Below are 15,839 nucleotides of genomic sequence, written 5' to 3' on the forward strand. Positions count from 1 at the left end.
TGTGTTGCTGAAGCAATGCGGAATGCGACGTTCTGAGAAGGTGTTCAAGCCACGCTCCCCGCCCGTCGCCGGTTGATCTACCCGCCGGTAGCATCCTGTCCATGGCAGAGACGGCAGAGGCTGAGACCCAGCAGGTGGACGGCAGGCGGGCGGCGCGCGCGGAGCGCAGGGCGGCCCGGCTGGCCAAGCGGATCGGCGCCTTCGCGAAGGCGCACGGCGGCGCCGAGGGGCAGATCGCCTACCTCGGGCAGATGGGCGCCCGCATCGTCCTGGTGGGCGAGGACGGCGACTGGGGCGATCTGGTCGCCCCCTCGTACGAGGTCGCCGAGAGCGCCGCGCGGAAGTCGGGGATCACGCTCCACGAGGCCTTCGACGGCGAGTTCGCGGCGAAGGTGCGCACGGGCCCGTACGAGTGGAGCCGGATGGCCGGCATCCAGGTCGGCGGCCCGTCCAACGCGGCCTGACACGGGAAACGGACCGGGGCTCCCGCTCCGACGGCGTACAGCCGTGGAGCGGGAGCCCCGGTCCGTTCGTGCGTGCGCCCGCGTCAGCCGGCCGCGGCGGGCTCCGCCTGCTCGACCGCCCGCTCCGGCTCCGGTACCTGTGCGACGGCCACCGGCCGCTCCCGCAGCGACAGCAGTACGCGGACGACCCCGATCCACACCAGGCACGAGCCGAACATGTGGATCCCGACGAGGATCTCCGGCGTGTCGGTGAAGTACTGCACGTAGCCGATCACACCCTGCGCCAGCAGGATCAGGAACAGCTCCCGCGTCCGGTGCAGCGGACCGATGGGCGCGTCCACGGCCTTCAGGACGAACCAGAGCGCGACGGTCAGCGCCACCACGACCCAGGCCAGGTCCGCGTGCAGCTGGGCGACCATCTTCCAGTCGACCGGGATGCGGTGCACGTCGCTGGAGTCGCCCGCGTGTCGCCCGGCGCCGGTGACCACCGTGCCCACGGCGACCAGGAGCCCCGCCGCGACGGCGAGCAGCCAGGCCAGCTGCGCGACGGCCTTGCCGACCAGCGGGCGCGGCGCCTCGTCGCCCTCACGGATCCGCTGCCAGGTCATCAGGGCGACCGTGAGCAGCGCGGTGGACAGCAGGAAGTGCGCGGCGACGGTGTACGGGTTGAGGCCGACGAGCACGACGATGCCGCCGAGCACCGCGTTGCCCATCACGATCCAGAACTGCACCCAGCCGAGCCGCGTGACGCCGCGCCGCCAGGGCTTCGCGGAGCGGGCGGCGATGATCGCCCAGCCGACGGCCGCGCACAGCACGTACGTGAGCATGCGGTTGCCGAACTCGATGGCGCCGTGGAAGCCCATCGCGCTCGTCGCCGTCAGGCTCTCGTCGGTGCACTTCGGCCAGGTCGGGCAGCCGAGGCCGGAGCCGGTCAGCCGGACGGCGCCGCCGGTCACGACGATGACGACGGCCATCACGACCGCGGACAGGGCCGCGCGGCGCACCGTCCGGGGCTCGGGCGTCCAGCGTTCGGCGATGTACAGCAGCGGGTTGCGCAGGGCTTGAGCGACTTCGGCTCTCGTCAGCTTGGGCACGCGCACCATGGTAGGACGCCGCTTGTGCAAGCTTTCACGAGGGGGACGAGTTACGCGTAACGGCGACGGAACGCGGTCGAGGGCTTACTCCCAGCGGAAGAACCGGGCCGCCGCACCGAGCCCCAGCACCGTCCAGACCGCCAGGATGCCCAGGTCGCCCCACGGCGTACCGGCGCCGTGCTGGAGGACGTCCCGCAGCCCGTCCGAGAGGGCCGCGATCGGCAGCAGGCCCAGCACCGACTGCACCGCGTCCGGGAACTTCTCCAGCGGCACGATCACCCCGCCGCCCACCAGGAGGAGCAGGAAGACCAGGTTGGCCGCGGCGAGCGTGGCCTCCGCCTTCAGCGTCCCGGCCATCAGCAGCCCGAGCCCCGAGAAGGCGGCGGTCCCCAGCACCAGGAGCAGCAGCACCGCGAGCGGGTTGCCGTGCGGCGACCAGCCCAGCGCGAAGGCGATCACCGTCAGCAGGACCACCTGAAGGACCTCGGTGACCAGGACGGACAGGGTCTTCGCGGTCATCAGCGCCCAGCGGGGCAGCGGTGAGGCGCCGAGCCGCTTGAGCACCCCGTAGCGCCGCTCGAAGCCGGTGGCGATGGCCTGGCCGGTGAAGGCCGTGGACATCACGGCGAGAGCGAGGATGCCGGGGGTCAGGAAGTCGACCGACTCGCCCGAGCCGGTGTCCACGATGTCGACCGCGCTGAACAGCACGAGCAGCAGCGTCGGGATGACCACGGTCAGCAGCAGCTGCTCGCCGTTGCGCAGCAGCATCCGGGTCTCCAGCGCGGTCTGCGCGGCGATCATGCGCGGCAGCGGGGCGGCGCCAGGCCGGGGGGTGTACGTACCGGCGCTCATGCGCGCAGCTCCTTGCCGGTCAGTTCGAGGAAGACGTCCTCCAGGGTGTGGCGCTCGACGGAGATGCCGGAGGGCATCACGCCGTGCTGCGCGCACCAGGAGGTGACGGTGGCCAGCAGCTGCGGGTCGATCTCGCCGGTGATGCGGTACGCGCCGGAGCTCAGCTCGTCCGCCTGCGTGCCGTCGGGCAGCGCCTTGAGCAGCGAACCGAGGTCGAGCCCGGGGCGGCCGGTGAAGCGGAGGGTGTTCTCGGCGCCGCCCCGGCACAGGGCCTCGGGGGAGCCCTGGGCGACGATCCGGCCGGCGTCGATGACGGCGATCTCGTCGGCCAGCTCCTCGGCCTCGTCCATGAAGTGGGTGGTGAGCACCACGCTCACGCCGTCGGCGCGCAGCTCCCGGACCAGGTCCCAGGTGGAGCGGCGGGCCTGCGGGTCGAGGCCGGCGGTGGGCTCGTCCAGGAAGACCAGCTCGGGCCGGCCGACGACCGCCATGGCCAGCGCGAGCCGCTGCTGCTGGCCGCCGGAGAGCCTGCGGTAGGAGGTCCGGCCGCAGGAGCCGAGGCCGAGCCGGTCGATCAGGGCGTCGACGTCGAGCGGGTGGGCGTGCAGCTTGGCCATGTGGCGGAGCATCTCGTCGGCGCGGGCGCCGGAGTAGATCCCGCCCGACTGGAGCATCACGCCGATCCGGGGGCGCAGCCGTGCGGCGTCGGCGACGGGGTCGAGGCCGAGGACCCGGACGGTCCCGCCGTCGGGGCGGCGGTAGCCCTCGCAGGTCTCGATGGTGGTGGTCTTGCCGGCGCCGTTGGGACCGAGCACGGCGGTGACCGCGCCGGCCGGGATCTCGAGGTCGAGGCCGTCCACCGCGGTCTTGTCGCCGTACCGCTTCACCAGGCCGCTGATCAGGACGGCCGGGCGGGGCTCGCTGTTCATGGCAGATGAGTGTAGGCAGCGGGCCGGGGGCGTCCGGCTCCGGGGCTTGATTAGGTAACCCTAAGTGATGGAGAGCACCGTTGATCGTTTCGGACCGTGGTTGTCACGGCCGGAGGAATTACGCAACAATGGCGTTGTGAAATACGCGGGCGAGGCTCCTCAGGAGGAACTCGCGACCGGTGAGCGCTCGACGCGCAACCGCGTCGCGCGGTCCATCCTGGACCACGGCCCGTCCACCGTCGCGGAGCTGGCGAAGCGCCTGGGGCTCACCCAGGCCGCCGTCCGCCGCCATCTCGACGCGCTCGCCTGCGACGGCGTGGTCGAGGCCCGCGAGAAGCGGGTGTACGGGGCGCGGACCCGGGGCCGTCCGGCCAAGGTCTTCGCCCTCACCGACTGCGGCCGGGACGCCTTCGACCAGTCCTACGACACGCTCGCCGCGGACGCCCTGCGCTGGATCGCCGAGACCGCGGGCGACGAAGCGGTCATGGCGTTCGCCCGCGCCAGGACCGCCGAGCAGTCGGCGGCCTACCGCGCGGCGATCGAGGCCGCGGACCCCGAGGCCCGTACGGAGGCGCTGGCCAGGGCGCTGTCCGCCGACGGGTACGCTGCTACGGCGCGTAGCGCGCCGGGCCCGCAGCAGGGCGAGCAGCTGTGCCAGCACCACTGCCCGGTCGCGCATGTCGCCGAGCAGTACCCGCAGCTGTGCGAGGCGGAGACGGAGATCTTCTCCAGCCTCCTGGGGACCCATGTGCAGCGTCTGGCCACCATCGCCCACGGCGACGGGGTGTGCACGACGTACATTCCGCGCAGCGGACACCCCACCCCACAGACCACCGATTCAGCATCTGCAAGCACGGCCGGGAGGAACCCCGCATGACGCTCCCCACGGAGACTGCCCACCCTGAGCTCGAGGGTCTGGGCACGTACGAATTCGGCTGGGCCGACTCCGACGCGGCAGGCGCGGCGGCCAAGCGCGGCCTCTCCGAGGCCGTCGTCCGCGACATCTCGGAGAAGAAGAACGAGCCCGAGTGGATGCTGAAGCTGCGGCTCAAGGGCCTCAAGCTCTTCGGCAAGAAGCCCATGCCGAACTGGGGCTCGGACCTCTCCGGCATCGACTTCGACAACATCAAGTACTTCGTCCGCTCGACGGAGAAGCAGGCGGCCTCCTGGGACGACCTGCCCGAGGACATCAAGAACACCTACGACAAGCTCGGCATCCCGGAGGCGGAGAAGCAGCGTCTCGTCGCCGGTGTCGCCGCACAGTACGAGTCCGAGGTCGTCTACCACCAGATCCGCGAGGACCTGGAGGAGCAGGGCGTCATCTTCGTCGACACCGACACCGCGCTGAAGGAGCACGAGGAGCTCTTCAAGGAGTACTTCGGCACCGTCATCCCGGTCGGCGACAACAAGTTCGCGTCGCTGAACACGGCCGTGTGGTCCGGCGGATCCTTCATCTACGTGCCCAAGGGCGTCCACGTGGACATCCCGCTCCAGGCCTACTTCCGTATCAACACGGAGAACATGGGCCAGTTCGAGCGGACGCTGATCATCGTGGACGAGGACGCCTACGTCCACTACGTCGAGGGCTGCACCGCCCCGATCTACTCCTCCGACTCGCTGCACTCCGCGGTGGTCGAGATCATCGTGAAGAAGGGCGGCCGCTGCCGCTACACGACGATCCAGAACTGGTCGAACAACGTCTACAACCTGGTCACCAAGCGTGCCGTGGCCTACGAGGGCGCGACCATGGAGTGGGTCGACGGCAACATCGGCTCCAAGGTCACCATGAAGTACCCGGCCGTCTACCTGATGGGCGAGCACGCCAAGGGCGAAACCCTGTCCATCGCCTTCGCGGGCGAGGGCCAGCACCAGGACGCCGGCGCCAAGATGGTCCACATGGCCCCGAACACCTCGTCCAACATCGTCTCCAAGTCGGTGGCGCGAGGCGGTGGCCGCACCTCCTACCGCGGCCTGATCGAGATCGGCGAGGGCGCTCCGGGCGCGAAGTCCAACGTCCTGTGCGACGCGCTGCTGGTGGACACGATCTCCCGGTCCGACACCTACCCGTACGTCGACGTCCGCGAGGACGACGTGTCGATGGGCCACGAGGCGACCGTCTCCAAGGTCTCCGAGGACCAGCTCTTCTACCTGATGAGCCGCGGCATGACGGAGTTCGAGGCCATGGCGATGATCGTGCGCGGCTTCGTCGAGCCGATCGCCAAGGAGCTCCCGATGGAGTACGCCCTGGAGCTCAACCGGCTGATCGAGCTGCAGATGGAGGGTTCGGTCGGCTAGTACGCCGCCGAACACGTCCTGAAGTCCTTGACTGAGAAAGCGAGCACTACGACAGCCATGGCTGAGGCTCAGAACATCCCCGCGGGGTCCACCACCGCCGGTTCCATCGCGGTGGCCGCGGAGTCGACCGTCGCGACGCGCATGAGCGCGCCCCCGTCCTTCGACGTCGCGGACTTCCCCGTCCCGCACGGCCGCGAGGAGGAGTGGCGGTTCACCCCGCTGGAGCGGCTGCGCGGTCTGCACGACGGCACCGCCGCGGCCACCGGCAGCGGTGTGAAGGTCGCCATCGAGGCCCCCGAGGGCGTCGTGGTCGAGACGGTCGGCCGCGACGACGCGCGGCTGGGCAAGGCAGGCAAGCCGGTCGACCGGGTGGCCGCGCAGGCGTACTCGTCCTTCGAGCAGGCCCACGTCGTCACGGTCCCCAAGGAGGCCGTGCTGACCGAGCCGATCCGGATCGCCGTGCACGGCGAGGGCGGTGTCGCCTACGGCCACCAGCTCGTGGAGCTGGGCGCCTTCGCCGAGGCCGTCGTCGTCATCGACCACACCGGTGACGCGGTGCTCGCCGCCAACGTCGACTACGTCCTGGGCGACGGCGCCAAGCTCACCGTCGTCTCCGTGCAGGACTGGGACGAGCGCGCCGTCCACGTCGGCCAGCACAACGCGCTGGTCGGCCGGGACGCCTCGTTCAAGTCCGTCGTCGTCACCTTCGGCGGCGACGTGGTCCGGCTGCACCCCCGGGTCGCGTACGCGGGCACCGGCGGCGAGGCCGAGCTGTTCGGCCTGTACTTCACCGACAAGGGCCAGCACCAGGAGCACCGCCTCCTGGTCGACCACAACACCCCGCACTGCAAGTCCAACGTGGCCTACAAGGGCGCGCTCCAGGGCGACGAGGCGCACGCGGTGTGGATCGGCGACGTGCTCATCCAGGCCGCCGCCGAGGGCACCGACACCTACGAGATGAACCGCAACCTGGTCCTCACGGACGGCGCGCGGGTCGACTCCGTGCCGAACCTGGAGATCGAGACCGGCGAGATCGTCGGCGCCGGCCACGCCTCCGCGACCGGCCGCTTCGACGACGAGCAGCTGTTCTACCTCCAGTCCCGCGGCATCCCGGCCGAGGAGGCCCGCCGCCTCGTCGTGCGCGGCTTCTTCGCCGAGCTGGTCCAGCAGATCGGCCTGCCGGACGTCGAGGCCCGGCTGCTCGACAAGATCGAGGCCGAGCTGGAGGCGTCGGTCTGATGGCCTTCGTCAAAGCCTGTGCGCTGAGCGAGCTGGAGGACGACACCCCCAAGCGGGTGGAGCTCGACGGCACGCCGGTCTCCGTCGTCCGCACCGAGGGCGAGGTGTTCGCGATCAACGACATCTGCTCGCACGCGAACGTCTCGCTGTCCGAGGGCGAGGTCGAGGACTGCTCGATCGAGTGCTGGCTGCACGGATCGAGCTTCGACCTGCGCACAGGCAAGCCGTCCGGCCTTCCCGCGACGCGCCCCGTCCCCGTATACCCCGTCAAGATCGAAGGGGACGATGTGCTCGTCTCCGTCACCCAGGAGTCCTGAGTCACCCATGGCAACGCTTGAAATCCGCGACCTGCACGTCTCCGTCGAGGCCGACAACGCCACGAAGGAGATCCTCAAGGGCGTCGACCTGACCGTGAAGCAGGGCGAGACCCACGCCATCATGGGCCCCAACGGGTCCGGCAAGTCCACCCTCGCGTACTCCCTCGCAGGCCACCCCAAGTACACGATCACCAGCGGCACGGTGACCCTGGACGGCGAGGACGTCCTGGAGATGTCCGTGGACGAGCGGGCCCGCGCCGGCCTGTTCCTCGCCATGCAGTACCCGGTCGAGATCCCCGGTGTCTCGGTCTCCAACTTCCTGCGTACCTCCGCCACCGCCGTCCGCGGCGAGGCGCCCAAGCTGCGTACCTGGGTGAAGGAGGTCAAGGAGACGATGGCCCAGCTCCAGATGGACCCGGCCTTCGCCGAGCGCAACGTCAACGAGGGCTTCTCCGGCGGTGAGAAGAAGCGCCACGAGATCCTTCAGCTGGAGCTCCTCAAGCCGAAGGTCGCCATCCTGGACGAGACCGACTCCGGTCTGGACGTCGACGCCCTGCGCATCGTCTCCGAGGGCGTCAACCGGGTCCGGGAGACCGGCGAGGTCGGCACCCTGCTGATCACGCATTACACCCGGATCCTCCGGTACATCAAGCCCGACTTCGTGCACGTGTTCGCCAACGGCCGGATCGCCGAGTCCGGCGGCGCCGAGCTGGCCGACAAGCTGGAGAACGAGGGCTACGAGGCATACGTGAAGGGTGGCGCTGCCGCGTGACATATCTGCCGGGCCTCCTCGACACCGAGGCGATCCGCAAGGACTTCCCCCTCCTGGACCGCACGGTCCACGACGGCAAGAAGATCGTGTACCTGGACAGCGCGGCGACCTCGCAGAAGCCGCGCCAGGTCCTCGACGCCCTCAACGAGTACTACGAGCGGCACAACGCCAACGTGCACCGCGGGGTGTACACGATCGCGGAGGAGGCCACGGCGCTGTACGAGGGTGCCCGTGACAAGGTCGCCGCCTTCATCAACGCGCCCAGCCGCGACGAGGTCATCTTCACGAAGAACGCCTCGGAGTCGCTGAACCTCGTGGCCAACATGCTCGGCTGGGCCGACGAGCCCTACCGGGTCGACCACGAGACCGAGATCGTCACCACGGAGATGGAGCACCACTCCAACATCGTCCCCTGGCAGCTGCTCTCGCAGCGCACGGGCGCGAAGCTGAAGTGGTTCGGCATCACCGACGACGGCCGGCTCGACCTGTCCAACATCGACGAGATCATCACCGAGAAGACGAAGATCGTCTCCTTCACGCTGGTCTCGAACATCATGGGCACGCACAACCCGGTCGAGCAGATCGTCCGCCGCGCCCAGGAGGTCGGTGCGCTCGTCTGCGTCGACGCCTCCCAGGCGGCCCCGCACATGGTGCTCGACGTGCAGGCGCTCCAGGCCGACTTCGTGGCCTTCACCGGTCACAAGATGGTCGGTCCGACCGGCATCGGCGTGCTCTGGGGACGGCAGGAACTCCTGGAGGACCTGCCGCCGTTCCTGGGCGGCGGCGAGATGATCGAGACCGTGTCGATGCACTCCTCGACCTACGCGCCCGCGCCGCACAAGTTCGAGGCCGGTACGCCCCCGATCGCCCAGGCCGTCGGCCTCGGCGCGGCCGTGGACTACCTCTCGGCGATCGGCATGGAGAACATCCACCGCCATGAGCAGGCCATCACCGCCTACGCGGTGAAGCGGCTCCTGGAGGTGCCGGACCTGCGGATCATCGGTCCGGCCACCGCGGAGGACCGCGGCGCGACGATCTCCTTCACGCTCGGCGACATCCACCCGCACGACGTGGGGCAGGTGCTGGACGAACAGGGCATCGCGGTCCGGGTCGGCCACCACTGCGCCCGCCCGGTCTGCCTGCGGTACGGAATTCCTGCGACGACGCGAGCGTCGTTCTATCTGTACTCCACGCCCGCCGAGGTCGACGCCCTGGTGGACGGCCTGGAACACGTCCGGAATTTTTTCGCCTAGACGCGGCTGGGGATTGACTCGTGAAGCTGGATTCCATGTACCAGGAAGTGATCCTGGACCACTACAAGCACCCCCACGGGCGCGGTCTGCGGGACGGCGACGCCGAGGTGCACCACGTCAATCCGACGTGTGGTGACGAGATCACGCTGCGGGTGCGGTACGACGGCGAGACCATCGCCGACGTGAGTTACGAGGGCCAGGGCTGCTCCATCAGCCAGGCCAGCGCCTCCGTGCTGAACGAGCTGCTGGTCGGCAAGGAACTGGGCGAGGCGCAGAAGATCCAGGCCGCGTTCCTGGAACTGATGCAGTCGAAGGGGCAGCTGGAGCCCGACGACGCGATGGAGGAGGTGCTGGAGGACGCGGTCGCGTTCGCCGGTGTCTCCAAGTACCCGGCCCGGGTGAAATGCGCGCTGTTGAGCTGGATGGCGTGGAAGGACGCGACGGCGCAGGCGCTGTCCGAAGGGAAGACCGCATGAGCGACAACGAGACCGTGACGACCAAGCCGGCCTCCGAGGAGGAGGTCCGCGAAGCTCTGTACGACGTGGTCGACCCCGAGCTGGGCATCGACGTCGTCAACCTGGGGCTGATCTACGGCATCCACATCGACGACGCCAACATCGCCACCCTCGACATGACCCTGACGTCCGCGGCCTGTCCGCTGACCGATGTCATCGAGGACCAGGCGAAGTCCGCGACGGACGGCATCGTCAACGAGCTCCGGATCAACTGGGTCTGGATGCCGCCGTGGGGCCCGGACAAGATCACGGACGACGGCCGCGAGCAGCTGCGCGCGCTGGGCTTCAACGTCTGAGCCTCCGCGTACGACGCGTACGCCCCGTACGACCGAAACGGCCCCGGCACCCGCCGGGGCCGTTTCGGCGTTGTCCTCGTGGGACGCGCCGGGCAGACTCTGTCCATGGCTCTTCGCTTCTATCAGCTCGCCGTCGATGCCCACGACCTCCCCGCCCAGGCGCGTTTCTGGTGCGCCGCCCTGGACTGGCGGGTGCTCTACGAGGACGCTGACGAGATCGTCATCGGCGCCGACGAGGCCGCCCTGCCCGGCATCTGCTTCCTGCCCGTGCCCGAGGACAAGGCGGTCAAGAACCGGCTGCACATCGACCTCTCGCCGGACGACCAGGCCGCCGAGGTCGAGCGGCTGATCGGGCTCGGTGCCCGGCGCGTCGAGGTCGGCCAGCCGTCGGACGTGACGTGGGTGGTCCTGGCCGATCCCGAGGGCAACGAGTTCTGCGTACTGCGCCCGAAGAAGACGCTCACCGACTGAGGCCGGGCGCCGGGGCCGCTACGCCGTGTGCTGCGGTGGTACGGCGGCGGCCTCGGCGAGGACCGGCGCCAGGTTCTCGGTGCGGATGCGCCGGTCCACGTACAGCAGCCCGGTCACCAGCGGCGGGAACACCGAGACGATCAGCTGGCTCACCAGCTGGCCGAGTACCCCGATGACCAGGTAGCCGCCGAGTGCGGTGAGGATCGCGGCCGGGTGCGTGTTCTCGTCGAAGGCGGCGCCGCCCAGCGCGCCCGTGAACATGCCGAGGAGGCTGAACGGCAGCTGGATGACGTAGCTCGCCACGGAGGCGATCACGCCCGCGAGCAGCGTCATCCCGCAGATCCGCCACCAGTCGCCGCGCACCAGAAGGACCGAGCGGCGGAGCGAGGCCAGGGGGCCCTGGTTCTCGAAGACGGCGGCCGAGGGGGCGAGCGACAGGCGCACCCAGAGCCAGACGGTCAGCGGGATGAACGCGAGGAAGCAGACCGCGCCCACGACGATCAGTGCCACCGCGCCCCCGCCGCCGTCCGTGGCGACCGCGGCGATGATGCCCGCGGTGAGCGCGGCCACCGCCAGCACCATCGGCACCATGGTGATCAGCCCGGTCAGCAGGAGCGTGCCGACCACCGCGGGCGTCCGCGCCCAGGCCCGCCGCCAGATCGCGGAGAACGTCGTCGGCCGGCCCAGCACCGCTTCCTGGAGGACCGCCGGCACCGCCGCGTAGACCACGGCCGAGGCGATCACCATCGCGAGGAACCCGAGCAGCACGACCACGCCGAACGCGACGACCACCGGCACCACGTCCCGCGAGGCGGCGCTCTCGCCCTCGTGCAGCTCGAACAGCCGGTGCAGATGGTCCGAGACCGCCGCGTACGCGACCGCGACCGCCGCGCCCATCAGGACCAGCGCCCCGCCGTACAGCGTCGCGCCCACCCCGAAGAGCTGCTTGCCGTAGCGGCCCAGCGTCGAGAACGCGCCGTTGAATATGTCCCCGAGCCTCATCGGCCCCAGGGGTATGACCCCCGGCTTCGGCGGCATCCAGCCACCGCCCCAGCCGCCCCACCCTGCGTCCTGCGCCACTGCCGCTCCGTCTGCCTGTTCGATCATGTACTGGACGAACCACGGTAGCGCCCCCGGCCCCGGGTGACTCCGGCCGTACGGGAGCAGCCGTTGCGTACACTTGTACACATGGGATACGGACTGCTCGCCGCGGCCATCGCCGCGGAGGTGGCGGGGACGACCGCCATGAAGTACAGCGAGGGATTCACCCGGCTCTGGCCCTCGCTGATCACCGTCGCCGGCTATCTGCTGGCCTTCTCCCTGCTCGCCCAGACCCTCAAGACCCTGTCCGTCGGCACCGCCTACGCGATCTGGGCGGGCGTCGGCACGGCGGCCGTGGCCCTCATCGGGATGTTCTTCCTGGGGGAGTCCGCGAGTCCGCTCAAGGCGCTCGGCGTCGTGCTGGTCATCGCCGGTGTGGTGGTGCTCAATCTGGGCGGGGCGCACTGATGGCGCGGCGGTACGACCCCGAGCGCCGCGACCGGATCATCGACGCGGCGATCCGGGTGGTCGGCGAGCGGGGGATCGCCGGGCTGAGCCACCGCTCCGTCGCCGCCGAGGCCGACGTGCCGCTGGGCTCGACCACGTACCACTTCGCCTCGCTGGACGAACTGCTGATCGCCGCCCTGCGCCGGACCAACGAGAACTTCGCCGCCGTGCTGCGCGCGAGCCCCGCCCTCGCCGACCGGGAGGCGGACCTCGCCGCCGAACTCGCCCGGCTGCTCGGCGAGTTCTTCGCGGGCGGCCGCGGCAGGGCCGAGCTGGAGTACGAGCTGTATCTCGCCGCCGTGCGCAGGCCCGCGCTGCGCCCGGTCGCCGCCGAGTGGACCGACGGTGTGACCGCCCTGCTCCGCCCCCGCACCGACCCGGCCACCGCGCGCGCCCTGGTGGCCCTGATGGACGGCATCTGCATCCAGGTGCTGCTCACGGGCGGCGGGTACGACGAGGCGTACGCCCGCGAGATGCTGGGCCGGGTCGCGGGCTGAGGGGTCCGCCCGATCAGCGGCTGTCCGCACCCCCGACCGCCGCCAGGGCGGTCCGCACGCTCGCCTCGATGTCGGTGACCGGGTACAGCACGTCGCGGACCGTGCGGTCCCGGTCCACCACCAGGGTCAGCCGCTTGGCGCGGACGATTCCGCCGGCGCGGAACGTCGGCAGGCGCAGGGCGGCGGTCAGTTCCAGGTCGGCGTCGGAGAGGAGCGGGAAGCGCAGCCGCTCCGCCCCGGCGAATGCCGCCTGCTCGTCGGGGCGTTGCGTGGAGACGCCGTGCACGCTCGCGCCCGCCGCCGTGAAGTCGGCCAGCTGGTCGTGGTAGGTGCACGATTCGAGCGTGCAGCCGCGGGCGCCGGGGATGCCGGACCAGCCCGGAGGATAGGACTCCTGGCGGGCGTAGGCGCCGGGGAAGAAGTACAGGACGGTGTACGGGGTGTCCGCCACCGGGTCCCGGTGGTCGCCGTCGGCGCCCGGCAGGGTCAGGTCCGGCACGCGCGTCCCGCGCAGCGCGTGCACGCGTGCGGCCTCCCGCGAGGACTCGTCCGTGGTCGCCATCGTCTCCCCGTCTCCCATCACCCAGGCGTCGCCCCAGTCCTGGAGCGCGATCAGTACCGGCAGCAGGGCCCGGCCGCGCGGGGTCAGCCGGTACTCGTACCGCACCGGCCGCTCCTGGTACGGCTCACGGAAGAGCACTCCCGCGTCGACGAGCAGCCGCAGCCGTTCCGTCAGGACCTTGCGCGAGACGCCCAGTTCGCGCTGGAGCGCGTCGAACCGGTGCACCCCGCGCGCGGTGTCCCGCACGATCAGCAGGGTCCACCAGTCGCCGACCACGTCGAGCGCCTGTGCGATGGCGCAGTCGGCATCGGCCTGGCTGATGCGCTGGGGCATGGGGCCTCCTCGGTGGTCCGGGGCTGCCATTCAACTCCATCGGGCCGCGTTGACCTGCGGAATCCATGCTGCCATAGTCAGTTCCCAAAAGGAACTCACTGGGTGTTCCGTTGGGGAGGGCGTTCGGATGGGGATGCTGAAGGGTGTGCCGCGCACGGTGCGGCTGCTGGCTTTCGGGGCGTTCTTCAACGCGGTGGTGAGCTTCACCTTCGTCTATCTCTTCGTCTATCTGACGGGCCCGCGCGGGCTCTCCGTCGCCCAGGCCGGGCTGCTCACCGGCATCGGCGGCGTCGGTCTGGTCGCGGGGAACTTCACCGGCGGCTGGTTCGGCGACCGCTACGGACACCGCCGGATGCTGCTGCTCGGCGCCTGTGTGAGCGGCGCGGTGCTCGTCGCCCTGCCGCTGCTGCCGCTCGCCGCCCTGTACGCCGTGCTGCCGCTCGCCCAGTACGCGAGCGGCGTCGTGCGCGCCGCGAACTCCGCGCTGGTGGCCGTCTCCGTCCCGGAGGGCGGCCGGCGCCAGAGCTTCGCCCTGACCCGCTTCGCCTCCAACGGCGGCTTCACCCTCGGCCCGCCCGCCGGAGCGCTGATCGCCGCCCGTTTCTCGTACGACTGGCTGTTCCTCGTCGACGGCGTGGGCACCCTGCTCTTCGCCTGTTACGCGTCCCGCATCCTCCCGGCCCGGGGGACCGCCCACTCCCGCTCCGCGCCCCCGCCGCCCGGGGCCCCGGGGCTGTGGCGCGAACTGCGGGCCAGGCCCACCGTGCCGGTCCTGCTCGCCGCGATCGTCTGCGTGGACGTCGTCTACCGCCAGCAGTACTCGACCCTGCCCGTCTTCCTCGCGGACCACGGGCACGGCACGGCGTTCTACGGCTGGCTCATCGCCGTGAACGGCGGGGTGATCCTCTGCCTGGAACTGCCCGCCGCCCACGCCCTGCGCGCCCGCGCCCCGCTGGGCATCATCGGCGCCGGGCTGCTGCTGGTCGCGGCCGGGTACGCACTGCTGATCCCGGGCGCGGGGGCCGGGTACGCCGTCCTGATGATGGTCTCCCTCACCCTCGGCGAGATCCTGTACAAAACCCCGGCCACGGCGTACGTCGCCGACCAGGCGCCCGCCCACGCGCAGGGCCGCTTCCAGAGCCTGTACGCGGGCGCCTCGATCAGCGGCCAGGTCCTGGCACCGCCGCTCGGCGGTGCCCTGTACGCCACCGCACCCGCGCTGCTCTGGCCCGCCTGCGCGGTCCTCGCCTGCCTGGCGGGATGTGCGGTGCTCGCCGCCCGGCGGCTGCCGCCCGTGCCCGCCGGGGCGGGACCGGTGGCAGCAGCGGACCCCGGTCCGGCGGCGCGCCGCCCGGACGCTGGGACGGGTTCGCCCGCGCGGCCCCGGTCCGGTTAGGTTTCTGGTCATGACCGACACGACTTCCCCCCGTACCACCGGCGCCGTCGCCGCCGGCCTCGCCACCATCGCCGGCGACGGTGCCGTCCTCGACACCTGGTTCCCCGCCCCCGAACTGACCGCCGAGCCCGGCCCCGCCGGAACCGAGCGGCTCGGCCCCGACCAGGCCGTCAACCTGCTCGGCGAGGGCGCCGCCAAGGCCATCGGCGTCGACGCCCGCCGTGGGGTCGAGGTCGTCGCCGTGCGCACGGTCATCGCCTCGCTGGACGACAAGCCGCTCGACGCCCACGACGTGTACCTGCGCCTGCACCTGCTGTCGCACCGCCTGGTCCAGCCGCACGGGCAGAACCTGGACGGCATCTTCGGCCACCTCGCCAATGTCGCCTGGACCTCGCTCGGCCCGGTCGCCGTGGACGATCTGGAGAAGGTGCGGCTCAACGCCCGCGCCGAGGGCCTGCACCTCCAGGTCACCTCCGTCGACAAGTTCCCGCGCATGACGGACTACGTGGCGCCGAAGGGTGTGCGGATCGCCGACGCCGACCGGGTGCGCCTCGGCGCGCACCTCGCCTCCGGCACGACCGTGATGCACGAGGGGTTCGTCAACTTCAACGCCGGCACGCTCGGCACGTCCATGGTCGAGGGCCGCATCTCCGCCGGTGTCGTCATCGGTGACGGCTCGGACATCGGCGGCGGCGCCTCCACCATGGGCACGCTCTCCGGCGGCGGCAAGGAGCGCATCGTGATCGGCGAGCGCTGCCTGGTCGGCGCGGAGGCCGGGGTCGGCATCGCGCTCGGCGACGAGTGCGTCGTGGAGGCGGGTCTCTACGTCACCGCCGGCACCCGGGTCACCATGCCGGACGGCCAGGTGGTCAAGGCCCGCGAGCTCTCCGGCGCCTCGAACATCCTCTTCCGCCGCAACTCGGTCACCGGAGCCGTCGAGGCCCGCCCGAACAACGCGGTCTGGGACGGCCTCAACGACGTCCTGCACAGCAACGGCTGAGCGGCT

19 protein-coding genes are annotated in these 15,839 nt (G+C 70.9%); 14 read left to right on the top strand and 5 right to left on the bottom strand.

Annotated elements, in window-relative coordinates:
- The first annotated feature begins 101 nt into the window (after nt 1-101).
- Nucleotides 102-464 (top strand): hypothetical protein, encoded by a 363-nt coding sequence (locus tag ABZ565_RS24550; protein ID WP_361030735.1) that lies wholly within the window; start codon nt 102-104, stop codon nt 462-464.
- An 83-nt stretch (nt 465-547) separates the two neighbouring features.
- Here the strand turns inward: ABZ565_RS24550 and ABZ565_RS24555 are convergent, their stop codons facing one another.
- The 3 genes from ABZ565_RS24555 to ABZ565_RS24565 form a co-directional block, all read right to left on the bottom strand.
- Nucleotides 548-1,567, bottom strand: coding sequence for a COX15/CtaA family protein (locus ABZ565_RS24555; protein ID WP_361030738.1), 1,020 nt, complete (start codon nt 1,565-1,567; stop codon nt 548-550).
- 75 nt (nt 1,568-1,642) lie between these two features.
- On the bottom strand, nt 1,643-2,410 hold the full coding sequence (locus ABZ565_RS24560; protein WP_361030741.1) for an ABC transporter permease: 768 nt from the start codon (nt 2,408-2,410) through the stop codon (nt 1,643-1,645).
- Entirely contained in the window at nt 2,407-3,339 is a 933-nt protein-coding gene (locus ABZ565_RS24565) for an ABC transporter ATP-binding protein (RefSeq protein WP_361030744.1), read from the bottom strand. Before ABZ565_RS24565 ends, ABZ565_RS24560 begins: the two co-directional genes overlap by 4 nt.
- 136 nt (nt 3,340-3,475) lie before the next feature.
- Between ABZ565_RS24565 and ABZ565_RS24570 the strand changes: the two genes are divergently transcribed.
- From ABZ565_RS24570 to ABZ565_RS24610, 9 genes are all read left to right on the top strand, one after another.
- The gene (locus ABZ565_RS24570) at nt 3,476-4,216 is read left to right on the top strand and encodes a metalloregulator ArsR/SmtB family transcription factor (protein ID WP_361030747.1); all 741 of its coding nucleotides are present in this window, start codon (nt 3,476-3,478) and stop codon (nt 4,214-4,216) included.
- Entirely contained in the window at nt 4,213-5,634 is a 1,422-nt protein-coding gene (gene sufB, locus ABZ565_RS24575) for a Fe-S cluster assembly protein SufB (RefSeq protein WP_018104622.1), read from the top strand. Before ABZ565_RS24570 ends, sufB begins: the two co-directional genes overlap by 4 nt.
- Before the next feature lie 57 nt (nt 5,635-5,691).
- On the top strand, nt 5,692-6,873 hold the full coding sequence (gene sufD / locus ABZ565_RS24580) for a Fe-S cluster assembly protein SufD (RefSeq protein WP_361030751.1): 1,182 nt from the start codon (nt 5,692-5,694) through the stop codon (nt 6,871-6,873).
- Complete coding sequence (locus tag ABZ565_RS24585) at nt 6,873-7,190, top strand: bifunctional 3-phenylpropionate/cinnamic acid dioxygenase ferredoxin subunit (protein WP_018555702.1); 318 nt, start codon at nt 6,873-6,875, stop codon at nt 7,188-7,190. Before sufD ends, ABZ565_RS24585 begins: the two co-directional genes overlap by 1 nt.
- Before the next feature lie 7 nt (nt 7,191-7,197).
- Nucleotides 7,198-7,962, top strand: a complete 765-nt coding sequence (sufC, locus tag ABZ565_RS24590) for a Fe-S cluster assembly ATPase SufC (protein ID WP_073968339.1) — start codon at nt 7,198-7,200, stop codon at nt 7,960-7,962.
- Nucleotides 7,959-9,215: a cysteine desulfurase gene (locus tag ABZ565_RS24595; RefSeq protein WP_361030754.1), complete on the top strand. Its 1,257-nt coding sequence runs from the start codon at nt 7,959-7,961 to the stop codon at nt 9,213-9,215. Before sufC ends, ABZ565_RS24595 begins: the two co-directional genes overlap by 4 nt.
- Before the next feature lie 20 nt (nt 9,216-9,235).
- Nucleotides 9,236-9,691, top strand: a complete 456-nt coding sequence (gene sufU / locus ABZ565_RS24600) for a Fe-S cluster assembly sulfur transfer protein SufU (protein WP_073968341.1) — start codon at nt 9,236-9,238, stop codon at nt 9,689-9,691.
- Nucleotides 9,688-10,026, top strand: coding sequence for a metal-sulfur cluster assembly factor (locus ABZ565_RS24605; RefSeq protein WP_018104628.1), 339 nt, complete (start codon nt 9,688-9,690; stop codon nt 10,024-10,026). Before sufU ends, ABZ565_RS24605 begins: the two co-directional genes overlap by 4 nt.
- Nucleotides 10,027-10,131: 105 nt before the next feature.
- Entirely contained in the window at nt 10,132-10,497 is a 366-nt protein-coding gene (locus ABZ565_RS24610; protein WP_164401346.1) for a VOC family protein, read from the top strand.
- Between the two features lie 18 nt (nt 10,498-10,515).
- Here the strand turns inward: ABZ565_RS24610 and ABZ565_RS24615 are convergent, their stop codons facing one another.
- A complete protein-coding gene (locus tag ABZ565_RS24615) occupies nt 10,516-11,535 on the bottom strand; it encodes a hypothetical protein (protein WP_361031047.1) in 1,020 nt (339 codons plus the stop codon).
- Between the two features lie 150 nt (nt 11,536-11,685).
- On the opposite strand from ABZ565_RS24615, the gene ABZ565_RS24620 reads away from it, so the two are divergent.
- Both ABZ565_RS24620 and ABZ565_RS24625 read left to right on the top strand, forming a co-directional pair.
- Entirely contained in the window at nt 11,686-12,006 is a 321-nt protein-coding gene (locus tag ABZ565_RS24620; RefSeq protein WP_143618885.1) for a multidrug efflux SMR transporter, read from the top strand.
- Nucleotides 12,006-12,542: a TetR family transcriptional regulator gene (locus tag ABZ565_RS24625; RefSeq protein WP_361030759.1), complete on the top strand. Its 537-nt coding sequence runs from the start codon at nt 12,006-12,008 to the stop codon at nt 12,540-12,542. The genes ABZ565_RS24620 and ABZ565_RS24625 overlap by 1 nt, the downstream gene beginning before the upstream one ends.
- Before the next feature lie 13 nt (nt 12,543-12,555).
- On the opposite strand, the gene ABZ565_RS24630 is transcribed toward ABZ565_RS24625, so the two are convergent.
- Entirely contained in the window at nt 12,556-13,437 is an 882-nt protein-coding gene (locus tag ABZ565_RS24630; protein ID WP_361030762.1) for a winged helix-turn-helix transcriptional regulator, read from the bottom strand.
- Between the two features lie 127 nt (nt 13,438-13,564).
- Between ABZ565_RS24630 and ABZ565_RS24635 the strand changes: the two genes are divergently transcribed.
- Both ABZ565_RS24635 and dapD read left to right on the top strand, forming a co-directional pair.
- Nucleotides 13,565-14,833 carry an MFS transporter gene (locus tag ABZ565_RS24635; RefSeq protein ID WP_361030765.1) on the top strand — a complete coding sequence of 423 codons (1,269 nt, stop codon included), beginning with the start codon at nt 13,565-13,567 and terminating at the stop codon, nt 14,831-14,833.
- 10 nt (nt 14,834-14,843) lie between these two features.
- Nucleotides 14,844-15,833, top strand: a complete 990-nt coding sequence (gene dapD, locus ABZ565_RS24640; RefSeq protein ID WP_361030768.1) for a 2,3,4,5-tetrahydropyridine-2,6-dicarboxylate N-succinyltransferase — start codon at nt 14,844-14,846, stop codon at nt 15,831-15,833.
- Nucleotides 15,834-15,839: the final 6 nt, after the last annotated feature.

The sequence above is a fragment of the Streptomyces sp. NPDC016469 genome (assembly GCF_040632905.1).
Lineage (GTDB): Bacteria > Actinomycetota > Actinomycetes > Streptomycetales > Streptomycetaceae > Streptomyces.

Bases quoted from the DNA above. Each gene is read 5' to 3' on its own strand.
- ABZ565_RS24550 (WP_361030735.1), top strand. From the start codon at position 102: ATGGCAGAGACGGCAGAGGCTGAGACCCAGCAGGTGGACGGCAGGCGG.
- ABZ565_RS24555 (WP_361030738.1), bottom strand. From the start codon at position 1,567: ATGGTGCGCGTGCCCAAGCTGACGAGAGCCGAAGTCGCTCAAGCCCTG.
- ABZ565_RS24560 (WP_361030741.1), bottom strand. From the start codon at position 2,410: ATGAGCGCCGGTACGTACACCCCCCGGCCTGGCGCCGCCCCGCTGCCG.
- ABZ565_RS24565 (WP_361030744.1), bottom strand. From the start codon at position 3,339: ATGAACAGCGAGCCCCGCCCGGCCGTCCTGATCAGCGGCCTGGTGAAG.
- sufB (WP_018104622.1), top strand. From the start codon at position 4,213: ATGACGCTCCCCACGGAGACTGCCCACCCTGAGCTCGAGGGTCTGGGC.
- sufD (WP_361030751.1), top strand. From the start codon at position 5,692: ATGGCTGAGGCTCAGAACATCCCCGCGGGGTCCACCACCGCCGGTTCC.
- ABZ565_RS24585 (WP_018555702.1), top strand. From the start codon at position 6,873: ATGGCCTTCGTCAAAGCCTGTGCGCTGAGCGAGCTGGAGGACGACACC.
- sufC (WP_073968339.1), top strand. From the start codon at position 7,198: ATGGCAACGCTTGAAATCCGCGACCTGCACGTCTCCGTCGAGGCCGAC.
- ABZ565_RS24605 (WP_018104628.1), top strand. From the start codon at position 9,688: ATGAGCGACAACGAGACCGTGACGACCAAGCCGGCCTCCGAGGAGGAG.
- ABZ565_RS24610 (WP_164401346.1), top strand. From the start codon at position 10,132: ATGGCTCTTCGCTTCTATCAGCTCGCCGTCGATGCCCACGACCTCCCC.
- ABZ565_RS24615 (WP_361031047.1), bottom strand. From the start codon at position 11,535: ATGCCGCCGAAGCCGGGGGTCATACCCCTGGGGCCGATGAGGCTCGGG.
- ABZ565_RS24620 (WP_143618885.1), top strand. From the start codon at position 11,686: ATGGGATACGGACTGCTCGCCGCGGCCATCGCCGCGGAGGTGGCGGGG.
- ABZ565_RS24625 (WP_361030759.1), top strand. From the start codon at position 12,006: ATGGCGCGGCGGTACGACCCCGAGCGCCGCGACCGGATCATCGACGCG.
- ABZ565_RS24630 (WP_361030762.1), bottom strand. From the start codon at position 13,437: ATGCCCCAGCGCATCAGCCAGGCCGATGCCGACTGCGCCATCGCACAG.
- ABZ565_RS24635 (WP_361030765.1), top strand. From the start codon at position 13,565: ATGGGGATGCTGAAGGGTGTGCCGCGCACGGTGCGGCTGCTGGCTTTC.
- dapD (WP_361030768.1), top strand. From the start codon at position 14,844: ATGACCGACACGACTTCCCCCCGTACCACCGGCGCCGTCGCCGCCGGC.